Origin of the sequence: Acidovorax sp. JG5, from assembly GCF_017939685.1 — a bacterium.
Lineage (GTDB): Bacteria > Pseudomonadota > Gammaproteobacteria > Burkholderiales > Burkholderiaceae_C > Acidovorax.
In genome coordinates this window covers 46802-63870 of sequence record NZ_JAGKSE010000016.1, presented here as the reverse complement: position 1 = coordinate 63870, position 17069 = coordinate 46802, and the positions used below count along the sequence as shown (strand labels likewise).

General features: G+C 64.7%; 17 protein-coding genes. 4 read left to right on the top strand and 13 right to left on the bottom strand.

Translation table 11 applies throughout. The annotated features are described in order from the left end of the window. Positions 1–127 precede the first annotated feature (127 nt). Positions 128–808 (bottom strand): RNA pyrophosphohydrolase, encoded by a 681-nt coding sequence (locus J8G26_RS14655; protein WP_210569815.1) that lies wholly within the window; start codon positions 806–808, stop codon positions 128–130. Between the two features lie 92 nt (positions 809–900). On the opposite strand from J8G26_RS14655, the gene J8G26_RS14650 reads away from it, so the two are divergent. Further along, positions 901–2643, top strand: coding sequence for a proline--tRNA ligase (locus J8G26_RS14650; RefSeq protein WP_210569811.1), 1743 nt, complete (start codon positions 901–903; stop codon positions 2641–2643). A gap of 32 nt (positions 2644–2675) precedes the next feature. Beyond that, positions 2676–3326, top strand: a complete 651-nt coding sequence (locus J8G26_RS14645) for a lytic transglycosylase domain-containing protein (protein WP_087748166.1) — start codon at positions 2676–2678, stop codon at positions 3324–3326. A 42-nt stretch (positions 3327–3368) separates the two neighbouring features. On the opposite strand, the gene J8G26_RS14640 is transcribed toward J8G26_RS14645, so the two are convergent. From J8G26_RS14640 to hemA, 6 genes are all read right to left on the bottom strand, one after another. Then, the gene (locus tag J8G26_RS14640) at positions 3369–4709 is read right to left on the bottom strand and encodes a hemolysin family protein (protein ID WP_210569809.1); all 1341 of its coding nucleotides are present in this window, start codon (positions 4707–4709) and stop codon (positions 3369–3371) included. 124 nt (positions 4710–4833) lie between these two features. Next, entirely contained in the window at positions 4834–5841 is a 1008-nt protein-coding gene (locus J8G26_RS14635) for an AAA family ATPase (protein WP_210569807.1), read from the bottom strand. Positions 5842–6013: 172 nt separating this feature from the next. Next, positions 6014–6337: a Grx4 family monothiol glutaredoxin gene (grxD, locus tag J8G26_RS14630; protein WP_087743933.1), complete on the bottom strand. Its 324-nt coding sequence runs from the start codon at positions 6335–6337 to the stop codon at positions 6014–6016. A gap of 49 nt (positions 6338–6386) precedes the next feature. Continuing rightward, positions 6387–7229, bottom strand: coding sequence for a peptide chain release factor N(5)-glutamine methyltransferase (gene prmC / locus J8G26_RS14625; RefSeq protein ID WP_210569805.1), 843 nt, complete (start codon positions 7227–7229; stop codon positions 6387–6389). Positions 7230–7304: 75 nt separating this feature from the next. Next, positions 7305–8393 carry a peptide chain release factor 1 gene (gene prfA / locus J8G26_RS14620; RefSeq protein ID WP_210569803.1) on the bottom strand — a complete coding sequence of 363 codons (1089 nt, stop codon included), beginning with the start codon at positions 8391–8393 and terminating at the stop codon, positions 7305–7307. A 111-nt stretch (positions 8394–8504) separates the two neighbouring features. After that, positions 8505–9833 (bottom strand): glutamyl-tRNA reductase, encoded by a 1329-nt coding sequence (gene hemA, locus J8G26_RS14615; protein ID WP_210569801.1) that lies wholly within the window; start codon positions 9831–9833, stop codon positions 8505–8507. Positions 9834–9905: 72 nt separating this feature from the next. Between hemA and J8G26_RS14610 the strand changes: the two genes are divergently transcribed. Next, positions 9906–10184, top strand: coding sequence for a hypothetical protein (locus J8G26_RS14610; RefSeq protein WP_210569799.1), 279 nt, complete (start codon positions 9906–9908; stop codon positions 10182–10184). 5 nt (positions 10185–10189) lie between these two features. Here J8G26_RS14610 and ugpQ read toward each other — a convergent pair whose 3' ends face one another. The 6 genes from ugpQ to J8G26_RS14580 all read right to left on the bottom strand — a co-directional run bounded on the left by ugpQ (position 10190) and on the right by J8G26_RS14580 (position 15699). Continuing rightward, positions 10190–10936 carry a glycerophosphodiester phosphodiesterase gene (gene ugpQ, locus J8G26_RS14605; protein WP_210569797.1) on the bottom strand — a complete coding sequence of 249 codons (747 nt, stop codon included), beginning with the start codon at positions 10934–10936 and terminating at the stop codon, positions 10190–10192. Positions 10937–10949: 13 nt separating this feature from the next. Beyond that, on the bottom strand, positions 10950–11954 hold the full coding sequence (locus J8G26_RS14600) for a sn-glycerol-3-phosphate import ATP-binding protein UgpC (protein ID WP_210569795.1): 1005 nt from the start codon (positions 11952–11954) through the stop codon (positions 10950–10952). Positions 11955–12030: 76 nt separating this feature from the next. After that, entirely contained in the window at positions 12031–12879 is an 849-nt protein-coding gene (ugpE, locus tag J8G26_RS14595) for a sn-glycerol-3-phosphate ABC transporter permease UgpE (RefSeq protein ID WP_210569793.1), read from the bottom strand. Between the two features lie 174 nt (positions 12880–13053). After that, positions 13054–13935 (bottom strand): sn-glycerol-3-phosphate ABC transporter permease UgpA, encoded by an 882-nt coding sequence (gene ugpA, locus J8G26_RS14590; protein WP_210569791.1) that lies wholly within the window; start codon positions 13933–13935, stop codon positions 13054–13056. Positions 13936–14072: 137 nt separating this feature from the next. Next, positions 14073–15389: a sn-glycerol-3-phosphate ABC transporter substrate-binding protein UgpB gene (ugpB, locus tag J8G26_RS14585; RefSeq protein ID WP_087743953.1), complete on the bottom strand. Its 1317-nt coding sequence runs from the start codon at positions 15387–15389 to the stop codon at positions 14073–14075. Between the two features lie 157 nt (positions 15390–15546). Further along, positions 15547–15699 carry a hypothetical protein gene (locus J8G26_RS14580; RefSeq protein ID WP_210569789.1) on the bottom strand — a complete coding sequence of 51 codons (153 nt, stop codon included), beginning with the start codon at positions 15697–15699 and terminating at the stop codon, positions 15547–15549. On the opposite strand from J8G26_RS14580, the gene serA reads away from it, so the two are divergent. Continuing rightward, positions 15698–16927: a phosphoglycerate dehydrogenase gene (gene serA, locus J8G26_RS14575; RefSeq protein WP_210569787.1), complete on the top strand. Its 1230-nt coding sequence runs from the start codon at positions 15698–15700 to the stop codon at positions 16925–16927. The genes J8G26_RS14580 and serA overlap by 2 nt on opposite strands. Positions 16928–17069 lie beyond the last annotated feature (142 nt).

Genomic DNA, 17069 nt, shown 5'->3' with positions numbered 1-17069 from the left:
GAACCGTGGGTTAAGAGCTACACGAAACAGGGGCAAGGTCATGCAGACCCCCTGCTGCTGCAGGAGGTGCATCGTCTAGCCACCAGGTGTTGAGAGCACGCATTCGCATGTTGGCAGGTAAGCCGCTTTAGATGGAGCGCGGCGCCATGCCTGGGAGCGGCAAGGCTTCAAGATTTGCCGGCACACTGTTTTGCGGATCGGGGTCAAAACTGGCGCCCGGAGGCAGCTCCACACCCGGGTTAAGCAACAGCGAGCCTGCGCGGTGCATGGGGCCGCTTTGCGGCTCCGTGTCGCGCGCCCGCATGCCGCTGCGCAGGTAGCGGTTGCGTTGTTCGTGGCGTGGAAGGTAACGGGCGAGTTCGGTCAGGGCCATTTCATAGACGCCGCGTTTGAACTCAACCACCACATCCAGCGGAACCCAGTAGTCGTGCCATCGCCAGGCGTCAAACTCGGGATGGTCGGTGGCCCGGAGGTTCAGGTCCCAATCGTGGCCAATGAGCTGAAGCAGATACCAGATTTGTTTCTGGCCCTTGTAATGTCCGCGCGCATCGCGGCGGATGTACCGGTCAGGCACCTCATAGCGCAACCAGTCCCGCGTACGGGCGACCAAGCGCACATGGTTGGGATGCAGTCCCACCTCTTCGTGCAGTTCGCGGAACATGGCTTGCTCAGGGGTTTCGCCCCGGTCTATGCCACCTTGCGGAAACTGCCAGCTGTGGGTGCGAATGCGTTTGCCCCAGAACACCTGGTTCTTCTGGTTGAGCAGGATGATGCCGACGTTCGGCCGAAAGCCGTCCCGGTCAAGCATAATCAAACCCCAATTTTTTAAACTGCGTCCATTATGCACGGCGCCTAGTGCGCGGCAAGTGGGCCGTTCCGTTCTGCCTGAAATCGATTCCGATGAAAGCCTCCCAATTCTTTATCTCCACCCTCAAGGAAGCTCCGGCCGATGCCGAAGTGGTTAGCCACAAACTCATGATGCGGGCGGGTTTGATCAAGAAACTGGGTGCCGGCATCTACAACTACATGCCCATGGGGCTCAGGGTGATCCGCAAGGTCGAGGCCATCGTGCGCGAGGAAATGAACCGTGCTGGCGCAATTGAGCTGACCATGCCCGTGGTGCAGCCGGCCGAGCTGTGGCAGGAAACGGGCCGGTTCGAGAAGATGGGCCCCGAGCTGCTGCGCATCCAGGACCGCCATGGCCGCGACTTCGTGGTGCAGCCCACCAGCGAAGAAGTGATCACTGACATAGCACGCCAGGAGCTGAAGAGCTACAAGCAGCTGCCCAAGAACTTCTACCAGATCCAGACCAAGTTTCGCGACGAGCGCCGGCCCCGTTTTGGCCTGATGCGCGGGCGCGAATTCACCATGAAGGATGCCTATTCCTTCGACCGCGACCCTGCCGCAGCCAAAGCCAGCTACCAGGTCATGGCCCAGGCCTACCGGCGCATCTTTGGCCGTTTCGGCCTGACTTACCGCGCTGTCGCCGCCGACAGCGGCGCCATTGGTGGCGACCTGAGCGAGGAATTCCAGGTGATTGCCGCCACGGGCGAAGACGCCATCGTCTACTGCCCCCAAAGCGACTACGCAGCCAACATGGAAAAGGCCGAGGCGCTGGCGCCCGTGGGCCCGCGTGCTGCCGCCACCAAAGCCCTCGCCAAGACCGTCACCCCGGGCAAGAGCACCTGCACCGACGTGGCCGAGTTTCTGGGCGTTCCCCTGAGTAGCACCGTAAAGTCGCTGGTGCTGGCCACCGATGAGACCAACGACGCCGGCGAGATCGTCAAGACCCGGGTCTGGCTGCTGCTGCTGCGCGGCGACCATGACATGAACGAGATCAAGGTGGCCAAGGTGCCGGGGCTGGAAGGTTTCCGCTTCGCCACCTTGGGCGAGATTGACGAACACTTCGGCTGCAAGCCCGGATATCTGGGACCGATCGGGTTGAAGAAGCCGCTCAAGATCGTGGCCGATCGCGAAGTGGCGCTGATGGCCGACTGGATTTGCGGCGCCAATGAGCCCGACTTCCACACCACGGGCGTGAACTGGGGCCGCGATTTGCCCGAGCCCGATGCCGTGGCCGATCTGCGCAATGTGGTGGCAGGGGACCGCTCGCCTGACGGCAAAGGCGAGCTGGCCATCGAGCGCGGCATCGAAGTGGGCCATGTCTTCTATCTGGGCACCAAGTACAGCCGCGCGATGAATGCGACCTTCCTGGACGAAAACGGCAAGCCGCAGCCGCTGGAGATGGGTTGCTACGGCATCGGCATCACCCGCCTGCCCGCGGCCGCGATCGAGCAAAACCACGACGAGCGCGGCATCATCTGGCCCGATGCAATTGCTCCCTTCACCGTGGTGGTCTGCCCGGTGGGCATGGACCGCAGCGAAGCCGTCAAGGCCACGGCCGAGTCGCTGTATGCCGACCTGCTGGCCGCTGGCGTCGATGTGATCCTGGACGACCGGGGCGAGCGCCCCGGCGCCATGTTTGCCGACTGGGAACTGATCGGCGTGCCGCACCGCGTGACCATTGGCGACAAGAGCCTCAAGGACGGCATGGTCGAGTACCAGCACCGCCGCGATGCGGCTGCCACCAAGGTGGCGGTCGCCGACATTCTGGCCCATGTGAAGGGCCGCATGGCGGTATGACGAGCGCGCGCGATCTGCCCGATCGGCCCGCAATGGCCTCGCCCGTGACTGGTGTCTCCCGGCGTGCATGCCTGGTGTCGCTGGCCACGCCGGCCGCATGGCTGGTGGCGCCTGCGCAGGCCCATGCGGGCGGGCAGCTGGAAGAGCCGTTGATGGATTCGGTGCGCACGGCGCTCAGTTCGGCCATTGCCAACCAGGCGCCGCCCGAGCCGGTGTTTTTCACCACCGAAGCCCGCATCCACTACCTGCGCTGGCTGGGCACCATGAGCGACCGCCTGCGCCGTCGCAAGCCTGAATGGGAAGTGCGCCGCGACTTTCTGCAGACCGTCTGGTACGAGTCCAAGCGCGCGGGGCTCGATGTGTCGCTGGTCATGGGGCTGATCCAGGTGGAAAGCGCCTTTCGCAAGTTTGCCGTGTCCAGCGTGGGCGCGCGCGGCTACATGCAGGTCATGCCATTCTGGACGCGCGTGATCGGCGACGGCGACCCGGGCAAGCTGTTTCACATGCAGACCAACCTGCGTTTTGGCTGCGTGATCCTGCGCCACTACCTTGACCGCGAACGTGGCGACCTGTTCATGGCCCTGGGCCGCTACAACGGCAGCCGGGGGCGCTCGCCCTATCCCGATGCCGTGTTTGGCGCCCAGCGCAACTGGCAGTTCAGCGAAAAGCCCGCAGCGGCCTGACGGGCGAGGGCGGCGCGGCCAGGCGACGGCGCAAGCGGAGTGTCAGTGCGCAGCCGGCGCCACAGGATCTGCCGCGTTGCCGTTGTCCGCCAGCACGGGCTTCAGGCGCGACACCATCACCTGATCGACGCGGAAGCTGTCCACGTCCAGCACCTCGAACTTGTAGCCGCCCCAGCTCACGCTGTCGGTGCGCCGGGGCACGCGGCGCAGCATCACCATCAGGAACCCGGCCAGGGTTTCGTATTCGTCGCTGTGCGGCAGTTCGTCGAGATGCAGTGCGCGCAGCACATCTTCCACCGGGGTGACGCCGTCGATGAGCCACGAGTTTTCGTCGCGCCGCACGATCTGCTCCTCATCGGCGGACCCCACCAGATCGCCCATCACGGTGCTCATCACGTCGTTCAGCGTGACCACGCCCACCACCAGGCTGTATTCGTTCACGATGACGGCAAAGTCCTCGTGCACCTGGCGGAACTGCTCCAGTACCTCGGACAAGGTGAGCCGGTCGGGCACGATGAGCACCTTGCGCACCAGGCTGTCGTCGGCCAGCGAGATGGGCTGGTTGTTCAGCACGCGCTGGAAAAGGTCTTTCGCGTCCACGTAGCCCACCACATGGTCGATGTCGCCCTCGCACACGGGGTAGGTCGAGAAGGGCTCGGCGGCGATGCGCAGGCGGATCACGGCGTCCGGCTCATCGCGCAGAAAGAAGGCAATGCGGTCGCGTGGCGACATGGCGCTCGACACCATGCGCGTATCGAGCTCGAACACATTGGTGATGACCTGCTGCTCGCGCGCGGCCAGCACGCCGGCGCGGGCACCGGCTTCCATCATGGCCAGAATGTCGTCGGAGGTGATGCGGTCGTCCCGCAGCGACGACAGGCCCAGCAGGCGGAACAGCGCATCTGCGCCCTTGCTGTAGAACCACACGAGCGGGCGCAGCACGGTCATCAAAAACACCATGGGCTGCGCCAGCCGCACCACCAGGTTTTCTGGCTCGGCCATGCCCAGGCGCTTGGGAAACAGGTCGGAAAACAGGATGAACAGCGAGGTGATGACCAGGAACGACGCCAGAAACCCGACGGTCTGGGCATGGCCATCCGACAGCCACAGGCCGGCAAGCGCGGCGAAATGCGGGCTCAGCGCGTCTTCGCCAACGATACCCCCCAGGATGGCCACCGCGTTCTGGCCCACCTGCACCACTGTGAAATAGTCTCCCGGCTGCTCCTGCAGGCGCAGCACCCGGTCGGCGCGGGCGTCGCCCTCGTCGGCCATCTGGCGCAGGCGCAGGCGGCGCGCGGCAGCCAGCGAAATCTCGGCCATGGAAAAGAAGGCACTGGCTGCGATGAGCAGGCCAATGACGAGCAGGCTTTGGGTCAGGGTCATGGTGCGGAAAACCGGGCAAACCCGGGCGACGCAGCCGCCGGGCCCTCTGAGTGTAGCGGCGCGCATGCGCGGTGCAGCAGCCCCGGGTGGGGCAACCGCAGTGGCCCGGCCCGCGCCAGCGCGGCTATTGCACGAAACCCATGCGGCCCTTGCCCGCAGCGCTGCGGGGCAGATCGGCCACTTCCACCGTGGAGCGCTGGTCCAGCCGCGCATTGCCAAAACCGGTCATGAGTGCGCGGCGCATCTCGCGCGGCGCCATCTGCGCCAGCTGGTCGAGCACATCGTCCAGTGGCTCCGGGTCCAGCAGGCGCCCCCAGTCGTGCCCGGCGCGCAGGCCCTGGTAGAGGTTGCGGGCAATGGCGCGGGCCTGATCGGGCGTGGGGGCTTGCACCGCAAACACGTTCATGCGGTTCAGGATGGGCTCGGGAATGCCGCGTTCGTCGTTGGCGGTGGTGATCCAGATGACCTGGCTGGCGTCGATGGCCACCTCGGCGAATTCGTCGGTGAAGCATTGCGCGGTGTCGTGCTCCAGCAGCCCATACAAGGCGCCCAGCGGGTCATACTGGGCATCGCAGGCTGCTTTGTCGATCTCATCCACCACGATCACCGGGTTGGCGTACTCGCCGTCCACCAGGGCTTCAAACACCTTGCCGGGGCGGGCGCCTTTCCATTGGGACGACGAGCCCGAAAGCAGCCACCCCGCCGTCATGGAGCTCATGGACACCAGGTTCATGCCCGTGCCCAGCAGCTCGGCCAGGTGCCGGGCAAAGTGCGTCTTGCCGATGCCCGGTGGCCCCAGCAGCAGCATGGGTGTGACCTCCAGCCCATCGCGGCTGTCCTGCGCCAGCGCCACATGGCGCTTCACGTCGTCCAGCACCTCGGTGAAATTGGGCAGTTGCTCGTACAGGCCCGCCATGTCGGGCACGCCCGAGGGCTTGACCTGAAAGCGCTCGGGGCCGCGCTCGAGCATGCGTTCGTACACGGTGCGCAGGGCTTCGTATTCGCGCTGGTTGCCAGCCTCCTGCAGCCGCGCCAGCTTGCGCTCGACATCGGCGGGCTGGAACACCTGGCGAATCTGCGCCACCGGAAGGTGCAGCGCCGGGGACTGGGGAACAAGGCTATGGTGGTTCATTGCATGCTCCTGTGATGGATGGGTCACGCAATCATTCAAGCACACAACATGCCTGCCTTCACGCAGGAAAAGCCCTGTATGGGTGCAAATATTGCCGCCCTGCAAAAACGAAAAGGCCGCCCGAAAGCGGCCTTGCAGCGCGGTATGCCCGGGCCGGTGGCCCGGGGGGTGTTCAGCCCTGGGTGCCCAGCACCTGCTTGAGCTCGCCCGACTCGTACATCTCCATCATGATGTCCGAGCCGCCGATGAACTCGCCCTTCACGTACAGCTGCGGAATGGTGGGCCAGTTGCTGTATTCCTTGATGCCCTGGCGGATTTCCTCGTCTTCCAGCACGTTGACGGTGGTCAGGGCCTTGGTGTCCACGCCGCAGGCCTTGAGGATCTGGATGGCACGGCCCGAAAAGCCGCACATCGGAAAGCTGGCATTGCCTTTCATGAACAGCAGGATGTCGCTGGATTTCACGAGGGCGTCGATGCGTTGTTGGGTGTCGCTCATGGGGTTCTCCTTGTAGAGGGCTGGCGGGCGTGGGCCCGCAATGGGGGGATTATTTCACTGTCGGCCACTGCCCGCCGGTGCAACGCGCGATGCCGGCGAGGTCATTGCGGCTTTGCACCTGCACAAAACCCTGCGCCCGCAGCAGCGCGCAGACGGCTTTGGCCTGGTCGTGGCCATGCTCCAGCAGCAGCCAGCCACCGGGCGTGAGGTGCGCCGGTGCCTGGGCCACGATGGTGCGGATATCGTCCATCCCGTCGGCGCCGCTGGCCAGCGCCTGCAGGGGCTCGTGGGCCAGCGCGGCCAGGTGCGGGTCGGCGTCGGCAATGTAGGGCGGGTTGGAGACGACGGCATCGAACCGGCCTTCCACTTCGGCCAGCCAGTGGCCCAATGCAAACCGCACGGGCAGCGCCAGGCGCTGCGCGTTGGCCTGCGCCACGGCCAGGGCATCGGCGCTGGCATCCACGGCCAGCACCTGGGCCGTGGGGCGCTGGTGCTGCAGGGCCAGCGCGATGGCGCCGCTGCCGGTGCCCAGGTCCAGCACGCGCGGGGCGGGCAGGGGGGCGATCACTTCCAGGGCCCAGTCCACCAGCGTTTCGGTGTCGGGGCGCGGGTCGAGCACGCGGGCGTCAATGGCCAGTGGCAGGCCGTAAAACTCCTTGCGCCCCGTCAGGTAGGCCACGGGCTCGCCGGCTGCGCGGCGTTGGCACAGGGCCATGAACTGCGCGTGCACTTCGGGCTCCAGCGCATCGGTGTCGTGCGCCAGCAGCCAGGCGCGGCCGGCGTCCGGGCGGGCCAGCGCGTGCAGCAGCAGCATTTGCGCGTCGATGCGTTCCAGGCCCAGGGTGCGGGCCTGGGTGAGCGCCTGGGCCAGGGTGGGGGTTGGGGTGTTCACTCTTGTTTTGATAGCTGCTGGCGCTTGTCCATCAAGCGCCAGAGGCCTATTTCGTTCAAAATTCTTGCGAGGGAATCAGACGCTGGCGCCCATCTCCAGCTCTTCGAGCTGCTCGGCCTCGCGCGCATGCGCCAGGGCTTGCAGCACCTCGGCCAGGTCGCCGTCCATCACGTATTGCAGTTTGTAGAGCGTGAGGTTGATGCGGTGGTCGGTCAGGCGCCCTTGCGGGAAGTTGTAGGTGCGGATGCGGTCGCTGCGGTCGCCACTGCCGATCAGGCCCTTGCGCAGCGCGGCCTCCTTGGCGGCGCGCTCGCTGCGTTCTTTCTCTTGAATGCGCGCCTGCAGCACCTGCAGCGCCTTGGCCTTGTTGCTGTGCTGGCTGCGGCCGTCCTGGCACTCGGCCACGATGCCGGTGGGCAAGTGCACCACGCGCACGGCCGAATCGGTTTTGTTGATGTGCTGGCCACCGGCGCCGCTGGCGCGGAAGGTGTCGATGCGCAGGTCGGCCGGGTTGAGCTTGATGGCCTCGGTCTCGTCGGGCTCGGGCATCACGGCCACGGTGCAGGCGCTGGTGTGGATGCGGCCCTGGGTTTCGGTGGCGGGCACGCGCTGCACGCGGTGGCCGCCCGATTCGAACTTCAGTGCGCCATAGACATGGTCCCCTTCGATGCGCAGCACGATTTCCTTGTAGCCGCCCAGCTCGGCCGCGTTCTCGCTGACCACTTCCACCTTCCAGCCCACGCGGTCGGCGTAGCGCATGTACATGCGCGTGAGGTCGCCCGCAAACAGCGCCGATTCGTCGCCGCCCGTGCCGGCGCGGATTTCGACAAACGCGTTGCGCGCGTCGTCGGGGTCTTTGGGCAGCAGCAGGCGCTGCAGTTCATCTTCGAGCTGCAGCAGCTCGGCCTCGGCCGTGGTGATTTCTTCCTGCGCCATTTCCGCCATATCCGGGTCGGCCAGCATCTCGCGCGCACCGGCCAGGTCGGCCTCGCGCTGCACAAAGCGCGCATAGCGGCCTGCCACCTGGGTGACCTCGGCATGCTCGCGCGACAGCACGCGGTATTGCGCCATGTCGGCCATGATGTCTTCGCGCGAGAGCAGAAAGTCCAGTTCGCCCAGACGCTGCGCGTAGCGTTCCAGCTGGCTTCGGAGAAAAGGTTTCATGCGGGAGGGGAAAATAATTGCTACTTTATTTGTAGCTTGAAGCGCTTATGGATAAAGCGCTAGGAGCCGATTTGGCTTGAAACCGGTGCGGGCATGCGCGGGCGGGCGCCGCTACAAGCCAGCCTTGCTTTGCGAGCGCAGGAACAGGCGCGAGACGGTCTGCGCCGTCTGGGCGCGCATGTCGGCGTCGCCCGCCCGCAACTCGGCCATGGTGCCGTGCAGCATCTTCTGCGTGAGGCCGCGCGAGAGGGCTTCCAGCACCGCGTCCACATCCTCGCCCTTGGCCAGCAGTTTTTTGGCGCGCGCGATCTCCAGGGCGCGCCACTCGTCGGTCTGGGCGTTGATCTGCTGGATCAGGGGCACCACGCCGCCTGCCGCGCCCAATGTGCCGGCAGGGCTGCGCAGCTCCATCCAGTGCATGAAGCTTTGCACGCCGGCGTCGATGATGGCCTCGGCCTGCGCCACGGCGGCCTGGCGGTTGGCCTGCGCGGTCTGCACCACGCTGGCCAGGTCGTCCACGGTGTACAGGTAGACATCGCCCAGGGCCTTGACCTCGGGCTCGATGTCGCGCGGCACGGCCAGATCGACCATGAAGATGGGGCGGTGGCGGCGCTTCTTGAGGGCACGCTCCACGGCGCCCAGGCCGATGATGGGCAGGCTGCTGGCGGTGCAGCTGATGACGGCGTCGAACTCGTGCAGGCGCTCGGGCAGGTCGGCCAGGCGCATCACCTCGCCGCCAAAACGGGTGGCGAGCTTTTCGCCGCGCTCCAGCGTGCGGTTGGCAATCGCGATTTGCTTGGGGTTCTTGGCCGCGAAGTGCGTGGCGCACAGCTCGATCATCTCGCCCGCGCCGACGAACAGCACGCGGATCTTGGAGAGGTCTTCAAACAGCTGGCTGGCCAGGCGCACGGCGGCAGCGGCCATGCTGATGCTGTGGGCGCCGATTTCGGTGCTGGTGCGCACCTCTTTGGCCACCGCAAAGCTGCGCTGGAACAGCTGGTTGAGCGTGGTGCCCAGGGCGCCAGCCGTTTCGGCGGCGCGCACGGCGTCTTTCATCTGGCCCAGAATCTGGGCCTCGCCCAGCACCATCGAATCGAGCCCGCTGGCCACGCGAAAGGCGTGGCGCGCCACCAGGCTGTCTTCGAGGGTGTAGGAGTGCGAGCGCAGCAGCGCGGGGCTCACGCCGCCGCTTTGCGCCAGCCAGCCCAGCGTGTGGTCCATGGCGGGCTGGTCGCCGGCGCAGTAAATTTCGGTGCGGTTGCAGGTGGAGATGATGGCCGTCTCCACCCCAGGGTGGCGGCTGGCACCGCCTGCAGAGTTGCCCAGCGATTGGCGCAAACCCTGCAACGTGGGGGCAATCTGGTCGAGCGCAAACGCAAACCGGCCACGCAGATCGAGCGGCGCGGTGGTGTGGTTGATGCCGAGGGCCCAGACTGCCATAGACCGCGATTATAAAATTGTTCGCTGCATCGGGCACCGTGTCTGCCCAAGTCTTGATCTGGGTCACGTTTTATGGGTCCTCTGGACGTTCTCCTCCACGCGATGAATTTCATGGCGCCCGCAGCGGCGCTGGCCCTGCTGCTGGTGCTGGGTGGGCGATTTATTCGCTCAAAAGGGGCGTTAGCCCTTTCGTGGAAAGCGCAACTAGCTATTAATTTTGTAGTGGGCTGCGCGGTGCTGGTGGCCGGGCTCGTGGTGCTGGGCCGCGACGGCAAGATGCTGACCTATGCGGCGCTGGTGCTGGCCTGCGCCAGTTGCCAGTGGGTGCTGGTGCGCGGCTGGCGGGGTTGAGGAGCTCAGGCTGCGCTGAACAGATCGACGCGGTCGGTGATGATGCCGTCGGTGCCCAGGTCGATCAGGCGCTGGGCGGCCCATTCGTCGTTCACCGTGTAGCTCAGGGCGCGCAGACCGAGTGCGTGGACCTGTTGCACCAGTGCGGCATTCCACAGCGCGTGGTTGCACACCAGCGCCTGGCAGCCCAGTTGTTGCGCCAGGTCGAGGTAGCCTGGCTGCAGTGTGTCGATCAGCAGGCCGCGCGGCAGCTGGGGCGCGGCGGCCTGGGCCGCCGCCAGTGCGTCTGGCTGGAACGAGGTCAGCAAAGGCGGCACGGCCGTGGCGGGCCAGATGCGGGCCAGCAGCTCGCCCACGGCGCGGCCGGTGGCGGCTTCGGTGCCGGGCGTGGGCTTGATTTCCACATTCAGGCAGAAGTGGTTGGCCAGGCACCAGCGCGCCAGCGCCTGTAGCGTGGGCAGGCTCTCGCCCGCGTAGGCGCGCGAATGCCAGCTGCCGGCATCGAGCTGCGACAGGGTATGCCAGGGCAGGTCGCCGCCCGTGCCGTGGCCGTTGGTGGTGCGCTGCAGCGTGGCGTCGTGCAGCAGGAACAGCACGCCATCGGCGCTCAGCTTGGCGTCGCACTCGAACATGCGGTAGCCATGGTGCGCCCCCAGCCGAAAGGCCGCCATGGTGTTCTCGGGCGCCAACTTGCCGGCGCCGCGGTGGGCGATCCAGCGGGGATAAGGCCAGGGGTTGGTCAGGTGGGTCATCGGTTGGGGCCGGTCAGAGGCGTTTGCTGGTCTGGGCGTCGAACCAGTGCAGGCGGTTCTCGCGCGGCGTGACGTGGATGGTGTCGCCCGCCTTGGGCGAGGCGCTGCCCTCGTCGATGCGCACGATCAGGCTGTCGCCGCCCATGGTGGCGTACACCAGGCGCTCGGCGCCCAGCAGTTCGACCGTGTCCACGCGCGCCTCCCAGCCGGTGGCGGTGATGTCCAGGTGCTCGGGGCGAATGCCCACAATGGTGCCGGGCTTGCTGTTGGGCGCATGGCGCAACAGGTTCATGGGCGGCGAGCCGATGAAGCTGGCCACAAAAACCGATGCCGGCGTGTGATAGACCTCTTCGGGCGTGCCGAACTGTTCCATCACGCCCGCGTTCATGACGATCATGCGCTGCGCCAGGGTCATGGCCTCGACCTGGTCGTGCGTGACGAACAGGCTGGTGATGCCCAGTTCGCGGTGCAGCTTCTGGATTTCGATGCGGGTCTGGGCGCGCAGCTTGGCGTCGAGGTTGGACAAGGGCTCGTCAAACAAAAACACCTGGGGCTGGCGCACGATGGCGCGGCCCATGGCCACGCGCTGGCGCTGGCCGCCCGAGAGCGCGCGCGGCTTGCGTTCGAGCAGATGGCCAAGTTCCAGGATCGCGGCGGCTTTGTCCACGCGCGTCTTGATCGCATCCTTGGGCACCTTGGCGATCTTCAGGCCATAGGCCATGTTGTCGAATACGCTCATGTGCGGGTACAGCGCGTAGTTCTGGAACACCATGGCGATGTCGCGCTTGGCGGGCTCCAGGTTGTTGACCACGCGCTCGCCGATGGCGATGGTGCCGCCGGTGATCTCTTCCAGCCCGGCCACCATGCGCAGCAGCGTGGATTTGCCGCAGCCCGAGGGGCCGACGATGACGATGAATTCGCCGTCCTGGATGTCGGCGTTGACGCCGTGGATCACGGGCACCGCGTGCTTGCCGCTGCCGTAGTGCTTGACGACGTTGCTGAGGGTGAGGGATGCCATATTTGCTATCTGATTTTGCTATTTGTTTGATAGCTGCTTGCGCTTTATATATATGCGCTGCAGGTGGTTTTTATGCTTATTTTTCGGTATCGACCAAGCCTTTGACGAACCATTTCTGCATCAGGATGACGACGGCCGTGGGTGGCAGCATGGCAATGATGGCGGTGGCCATGACGATGTTCCAGTCCACGGCGGCCTCGCCGCCGGCCAGCATGCGCTTGATGCCGATGACCACCGGGTACATGTCCTCGGACGTGGTCATGAGCAGCGGCCACAGGTACTGGTTCCAGCCGTAGATGAACTGGATGACGAACAGCGCCGCGATCGAGGTGCGCGACAGCGGCACCAGCACGTCCTTGAAAAATCGCATGGGGCCGGCGCCGTCCATGCGCGCGGCCTCCACCAGCTCGTCGGGCACCGTCAGAAAGAACTGGCGAAACAAAAAGGTGGCCGTGGCCGAGGCGATGAGCGGCAGCGTCAGGCCGGCGTAGCTGTTGAGCAGCCCCAGGTCTGCCACCACCTTGTAGGTGGGCAGGATGCGCACCTCCACGGGCAGCATCAGCGTCACGAAGATGGCCCAGAAGCACAGCATCTTGAACGGAAAGCGGAAGTACACGATGGCAAACGCCGACAGCAGCGAGATGGCGATCTTGCCCACGGTGATGACCATGGCCACCACGAAGCTCACCCACATCATGTGCACCACGTTGGTGTTGGAGCCCAGCTTGCCCGAGCCGAACAGCGCGGCCTGGTAGTTGTCCCACGTATGCACGCCCGGCAGCAGCGGCATGGGCGACTGCACGATGTCAGCGGCCGTGTGCGTGGAGGCCACCAGCGCCAGGTACAGCGGAAAGGCCACGATGGCCACGCCCAGCAGCAGCACGGCGTGCGAAACAAAGTCGAGCCAGGGGTTGCGATCAATCATTTTGGCTTTCCACGATGCTGCGCATTAACCGCGCCGCATGAAACTGGCGCGCCCCAGGCCAGGGCAGCCGAGCAAGGGCCGCCCCGTAGCGAGGGCTGCGTCCCCCTGCCCGCATTGCGCAGCAATGCGAGAGCGGGGGGAAGGCGCGAAGCGACTCAGGGGGGTGTTCCATATTCAGTATTGAACTTTCTTTTCGACATAACGGAACTGCACCACGGTCAGCGCGATGACGATGAGCATCAAAATCACCGACTGCGCCGCCGAGCCACCCAGGTCCAGCGCTTTGAAGCCGTCCTGGTACACCTTGTAGACCAGGATGGAGGTGGACTGGCCCGGCCCGCCCTGTGTGGCCGCGTCGATGATGCCGAAGGTGTCGAAGAAGGCATACACGATGTTGATCACCAGCAAAAAGAAGGTGGTGGGCGACAGCAGCGGCAGCTGGATGTGCCAAAAGCGCCTCCAGGGGCCCGCGCCGTCAATGGAGGCGGCCTCGATCAGCGCCTTGGGGATGGATTGCAGGCCCGCCAGGAAGAACAGGAAGTTGTAGGAGATCTGCTTCCATACCGAGGCAATCACGATCAGCGCCATCGCCTGATGTTCGTTCATCACATGGTTCCAGCCGTAACCCAGCCGGCCCAGGTAATGGCTCGCCACGCCGAGCGAGGGCGAGAACAGAAACACCCACAGCACTCCGGCGATCACTGGCGCCACCGCGTAGGGCACGATGAGCAGGGTTTTGTAGACCAGCGCAAAGCGCACGATGCGGTCGGCAAAGATGGCCAGCACCAGCGACACCACGATGCCAATGCCCGCCACCAGCACCGAGAACAGGGCGGTGCGCTGGAAGGAGTGGAGGTAGGACGGGTCGTTGAAAATCTGCCGGAAGTTGTCCAGCCCCACCCACTCGGTGCTCATGCCGAAGGCGTCTTCCATCAGGAATGACTGCAGGATGGCCTGTCCGGCAGGCAGGAAGAAAAACACACCAATGATGAGCAACTGCGGGGCCATCAGCACCCAGGGCAGCCACGCCGAGCGGAAAAGTACGCGTTTTTCCATGACGTTCACAACCAGATAAACCGCCGGTGCAGCGTTGCTGCACTGACGAAAAAACAAAAAGCGGCCCCCAGGCAGGGGCCGCCGATCAAAGCAGGGGCGCTCATGGGAACGCCTTGCCTGTCACAGGATGCCGCAGCTTACTTCTTGTACGAGCGCTCGAAGCGGGCCAGCAGCTCGTTGCCACGGGTCACGATGGAGTCCAGGGCTTCCTTGGCCGACTTCTTGCCGGCCCAGACCTGTTCCATCTCTTCGTCCTCAATGGTGCGGATCTGCACGTAATTGCCCAGGCGGATGCCGCGGGAGTTGTCAGTTACCTTGCGCACCATCTGGTTCACGGCCACATCGGTGCCGGGGTGCTTGGCGTAAAAGCCGGACTTGTCGGTCAGCTCATACGCGCCCATGGTGATGGGCAGGTAGCCGGTGCGCTGGTGGCTGGCGGCCTGCACCTTGGTATCGGACAGGAACTCGAAGAACTTGGCCACGCCCTTGTACTCTTCGGCCTTCTTGCCGGCCATGACCCACAGCGAGGCGCCGCCGATCACGGTGTTTTGTGGGGCGCCCTTCACGTCGGGGTAGTAGGGCAGCGGAGCCAGGCCGTAGGCGAACTTGGCGTTCTTGGCCACGTCGCCGTAGAAGCCCGAAGATGTCTGGATCATGGCGCACTCACCCGAGGTGAACGATGCCTGGGCCGCCGAGCCGCGGCCCTTGTAGACAAACTCGCCCGCCTTGGCTGCTTGAGCCAGGTTGTTGATGTGCTTGACGTGCAGGGGCGAATTGATCTTCATGCGCGCCTTGTAGCCGTTCGGGCTCAGGCCATTTTTTTCGGTGGCAAATTCGACGTTGTGCCAGGCCGAGAACGACTCCAGTTGCGTCCAGCCCATCCAGGCCAGCGTCATGGGGCAGCTGTGGCCGCTGGCCTTGAGCTTCTTGGCGGCTTCAAAGACTTCGGGCCAGGTGGCAGGGGCCTTGTCGGCGTTCAGGCCGGCTTTCTTGAAGGCGTCCTTGTTGTAATAAAAGATGGTGGTCGAGCTGTTGAACGGGAAACTCATCATCTGGCCGTTGGGGGCCGTGTAATAGGCGGCCACGGCGGGGATGTAGCTGCCGGGGTTGAAGTCGGCACCGGCGTCCGTCATCACCTTGCCCACGGGCACCGTGGCGCCCTTGGAGGCCATCATGGTCGCCGTGCCCACTTCAAACACCTGCAGGATGTGCGGGGCATTGCCCGAGCGGAAGGCGGCAATGGCGGCCGTCATGCTTTCGTCATAAGCGCCCTTGAAGGTGGGCACGACCTTGTATTCCTTCTGGCGCTCGTTGAACTGTTTGGCCAGGTCGTTGACCCACTCGTTGTTCACGGCCGTCATCGAATGCCACCACTGGATTTCAGTTTGGGCTTGCGCAGAGACGCACACGGTGGTGGCAAGGGCGGCAGACAGGGCCAGGTGCTTGAGTTGCATGAACACTTCTCCAAGAGGACGATGACACAAAAGGGGCGATGCTAGGCGACTTTTGTGTCTGTGGCGTGTCGTTGTCGCACAGGCTTTTCTCCCCAGCAACCGGGGAAACCCGCTGCGACGAAACCGCGCGCTGCAAGGCGCGGCGAAAGTGTGACGGTCATAAACCAACTGCCGTCAATTCACGGATGGCGTCAAGGCCATTGCGGAGCGTGTGGCGATTTTTGCTGCAATGCATCATGCTGCAAACTTGATGGATTGCACTGTCGTGTGCATGTGCAAGCCAGGTTTTTACCCATTTTTCATCCGCCATGGCCACCACTTCCCTGGACAAAAGCAAGATCAAATTCCTGTTGCTCGAGGGCATACACCCCTCTGCGCTGGATGTCATCCGCGCCGCCGGTTATTCGCAAATCGAGGCCATCGCAGGCGCACTGCCTGATGAGGAACTCAAGCGCAAGATCGCCGACGCGCACTTCGTGGGCATCCGCTCGCGCACGCAGCTGACCGAAGACGTGTTTGCCCACGCGCCCAAGCTGGTGGCCGTGGGCTGCTTTTGCATCGGCACCAACCAGGTGGACCTGAGCGCGGCGCGCGAGCGCGGCATTGCCGTTTTCAACGCCCCGTATTCCAACACCCGATCCGTGGCCGAGCTGGTGCTGGCCGAGGCCATTTTGCTGCTGCGCGGCATCCCCGAGAAAAACGCGGCGGCGCACCGCGGCGGCTGGCTCAAGTCGGCCGACAACGCCTACGAGATCCGTGGCAAGACGCTGGGCATCGTGGGCTATGGCTCCATCGGCACCCAGCTGTCGGTGCTGGCCGAGGCGCTGGGCATGCATGTGGCATTTTTTGACGTGGTCAACAAGCTGCCGCTGGGCAATGCGCGCCAGGTGCAGCGCCTGCACGACCTGCTGGGCCAGAGCGACATCGTGAGCCTGCATGTGCCCGAGCTGCCGTCCACCCAATGGATGATCGGCGCGGCCGAAATTGCCGCCATGAAGCCCGGTGGCATCCTCATCAACGCGGCGCGCGGCACGGTGGTGCAGATCGAACCGCTGGCCCAGGCGCTGAAGGCCAAAAAGCTGCTGGGCGCCGCCATCGACGTGTTCCCGGTCGAGCCGCGCACCAACAAGGACGAGTTTTTGTCGCCCCTGCGTGGCCTGGACAACGTCATCCTGACGCCCCACATCGGCGGCTCCACCATGGAGGCGCAGGCCAATATTGGGCTGGAAGTGGCCGAAAAGCTGGTGAAGTACAGCGACAACGGCACCAGCACCTCCTCGGTCAACTTCCCCGAGGTGGCTTTGCCCGCGCACCCCGGCAAGCACCGCTTGCTGCACATCCACCGCAACGTGCCGGGCGTGCTGTCCGAGATCAACCGCATCTTCTCGGACAACCAGATCAACATTGCGGCCCAGTACCTGCAGACCAACGAGAAGATCGGCTATGTGGTGATCGATATCGACGCTGCGTCGTCCGACCTGGCGCTCGACAAGCTGGCACATGTGCCCGGCACCCTGCGCAGCCGTGTGCTGTTTTAAGTTTGCTCCTGTAAAGATAGCTGACGGCGATTACTGGTAAAGCGCTGCGGCCTGATTTGTTATAAAAATCCGCATTCACTGCCTTGGGGGCCGCCCCGGCGTTCAGCGCCGGGCGGCGCACCCGGAGGCGGTGGCATAAAAT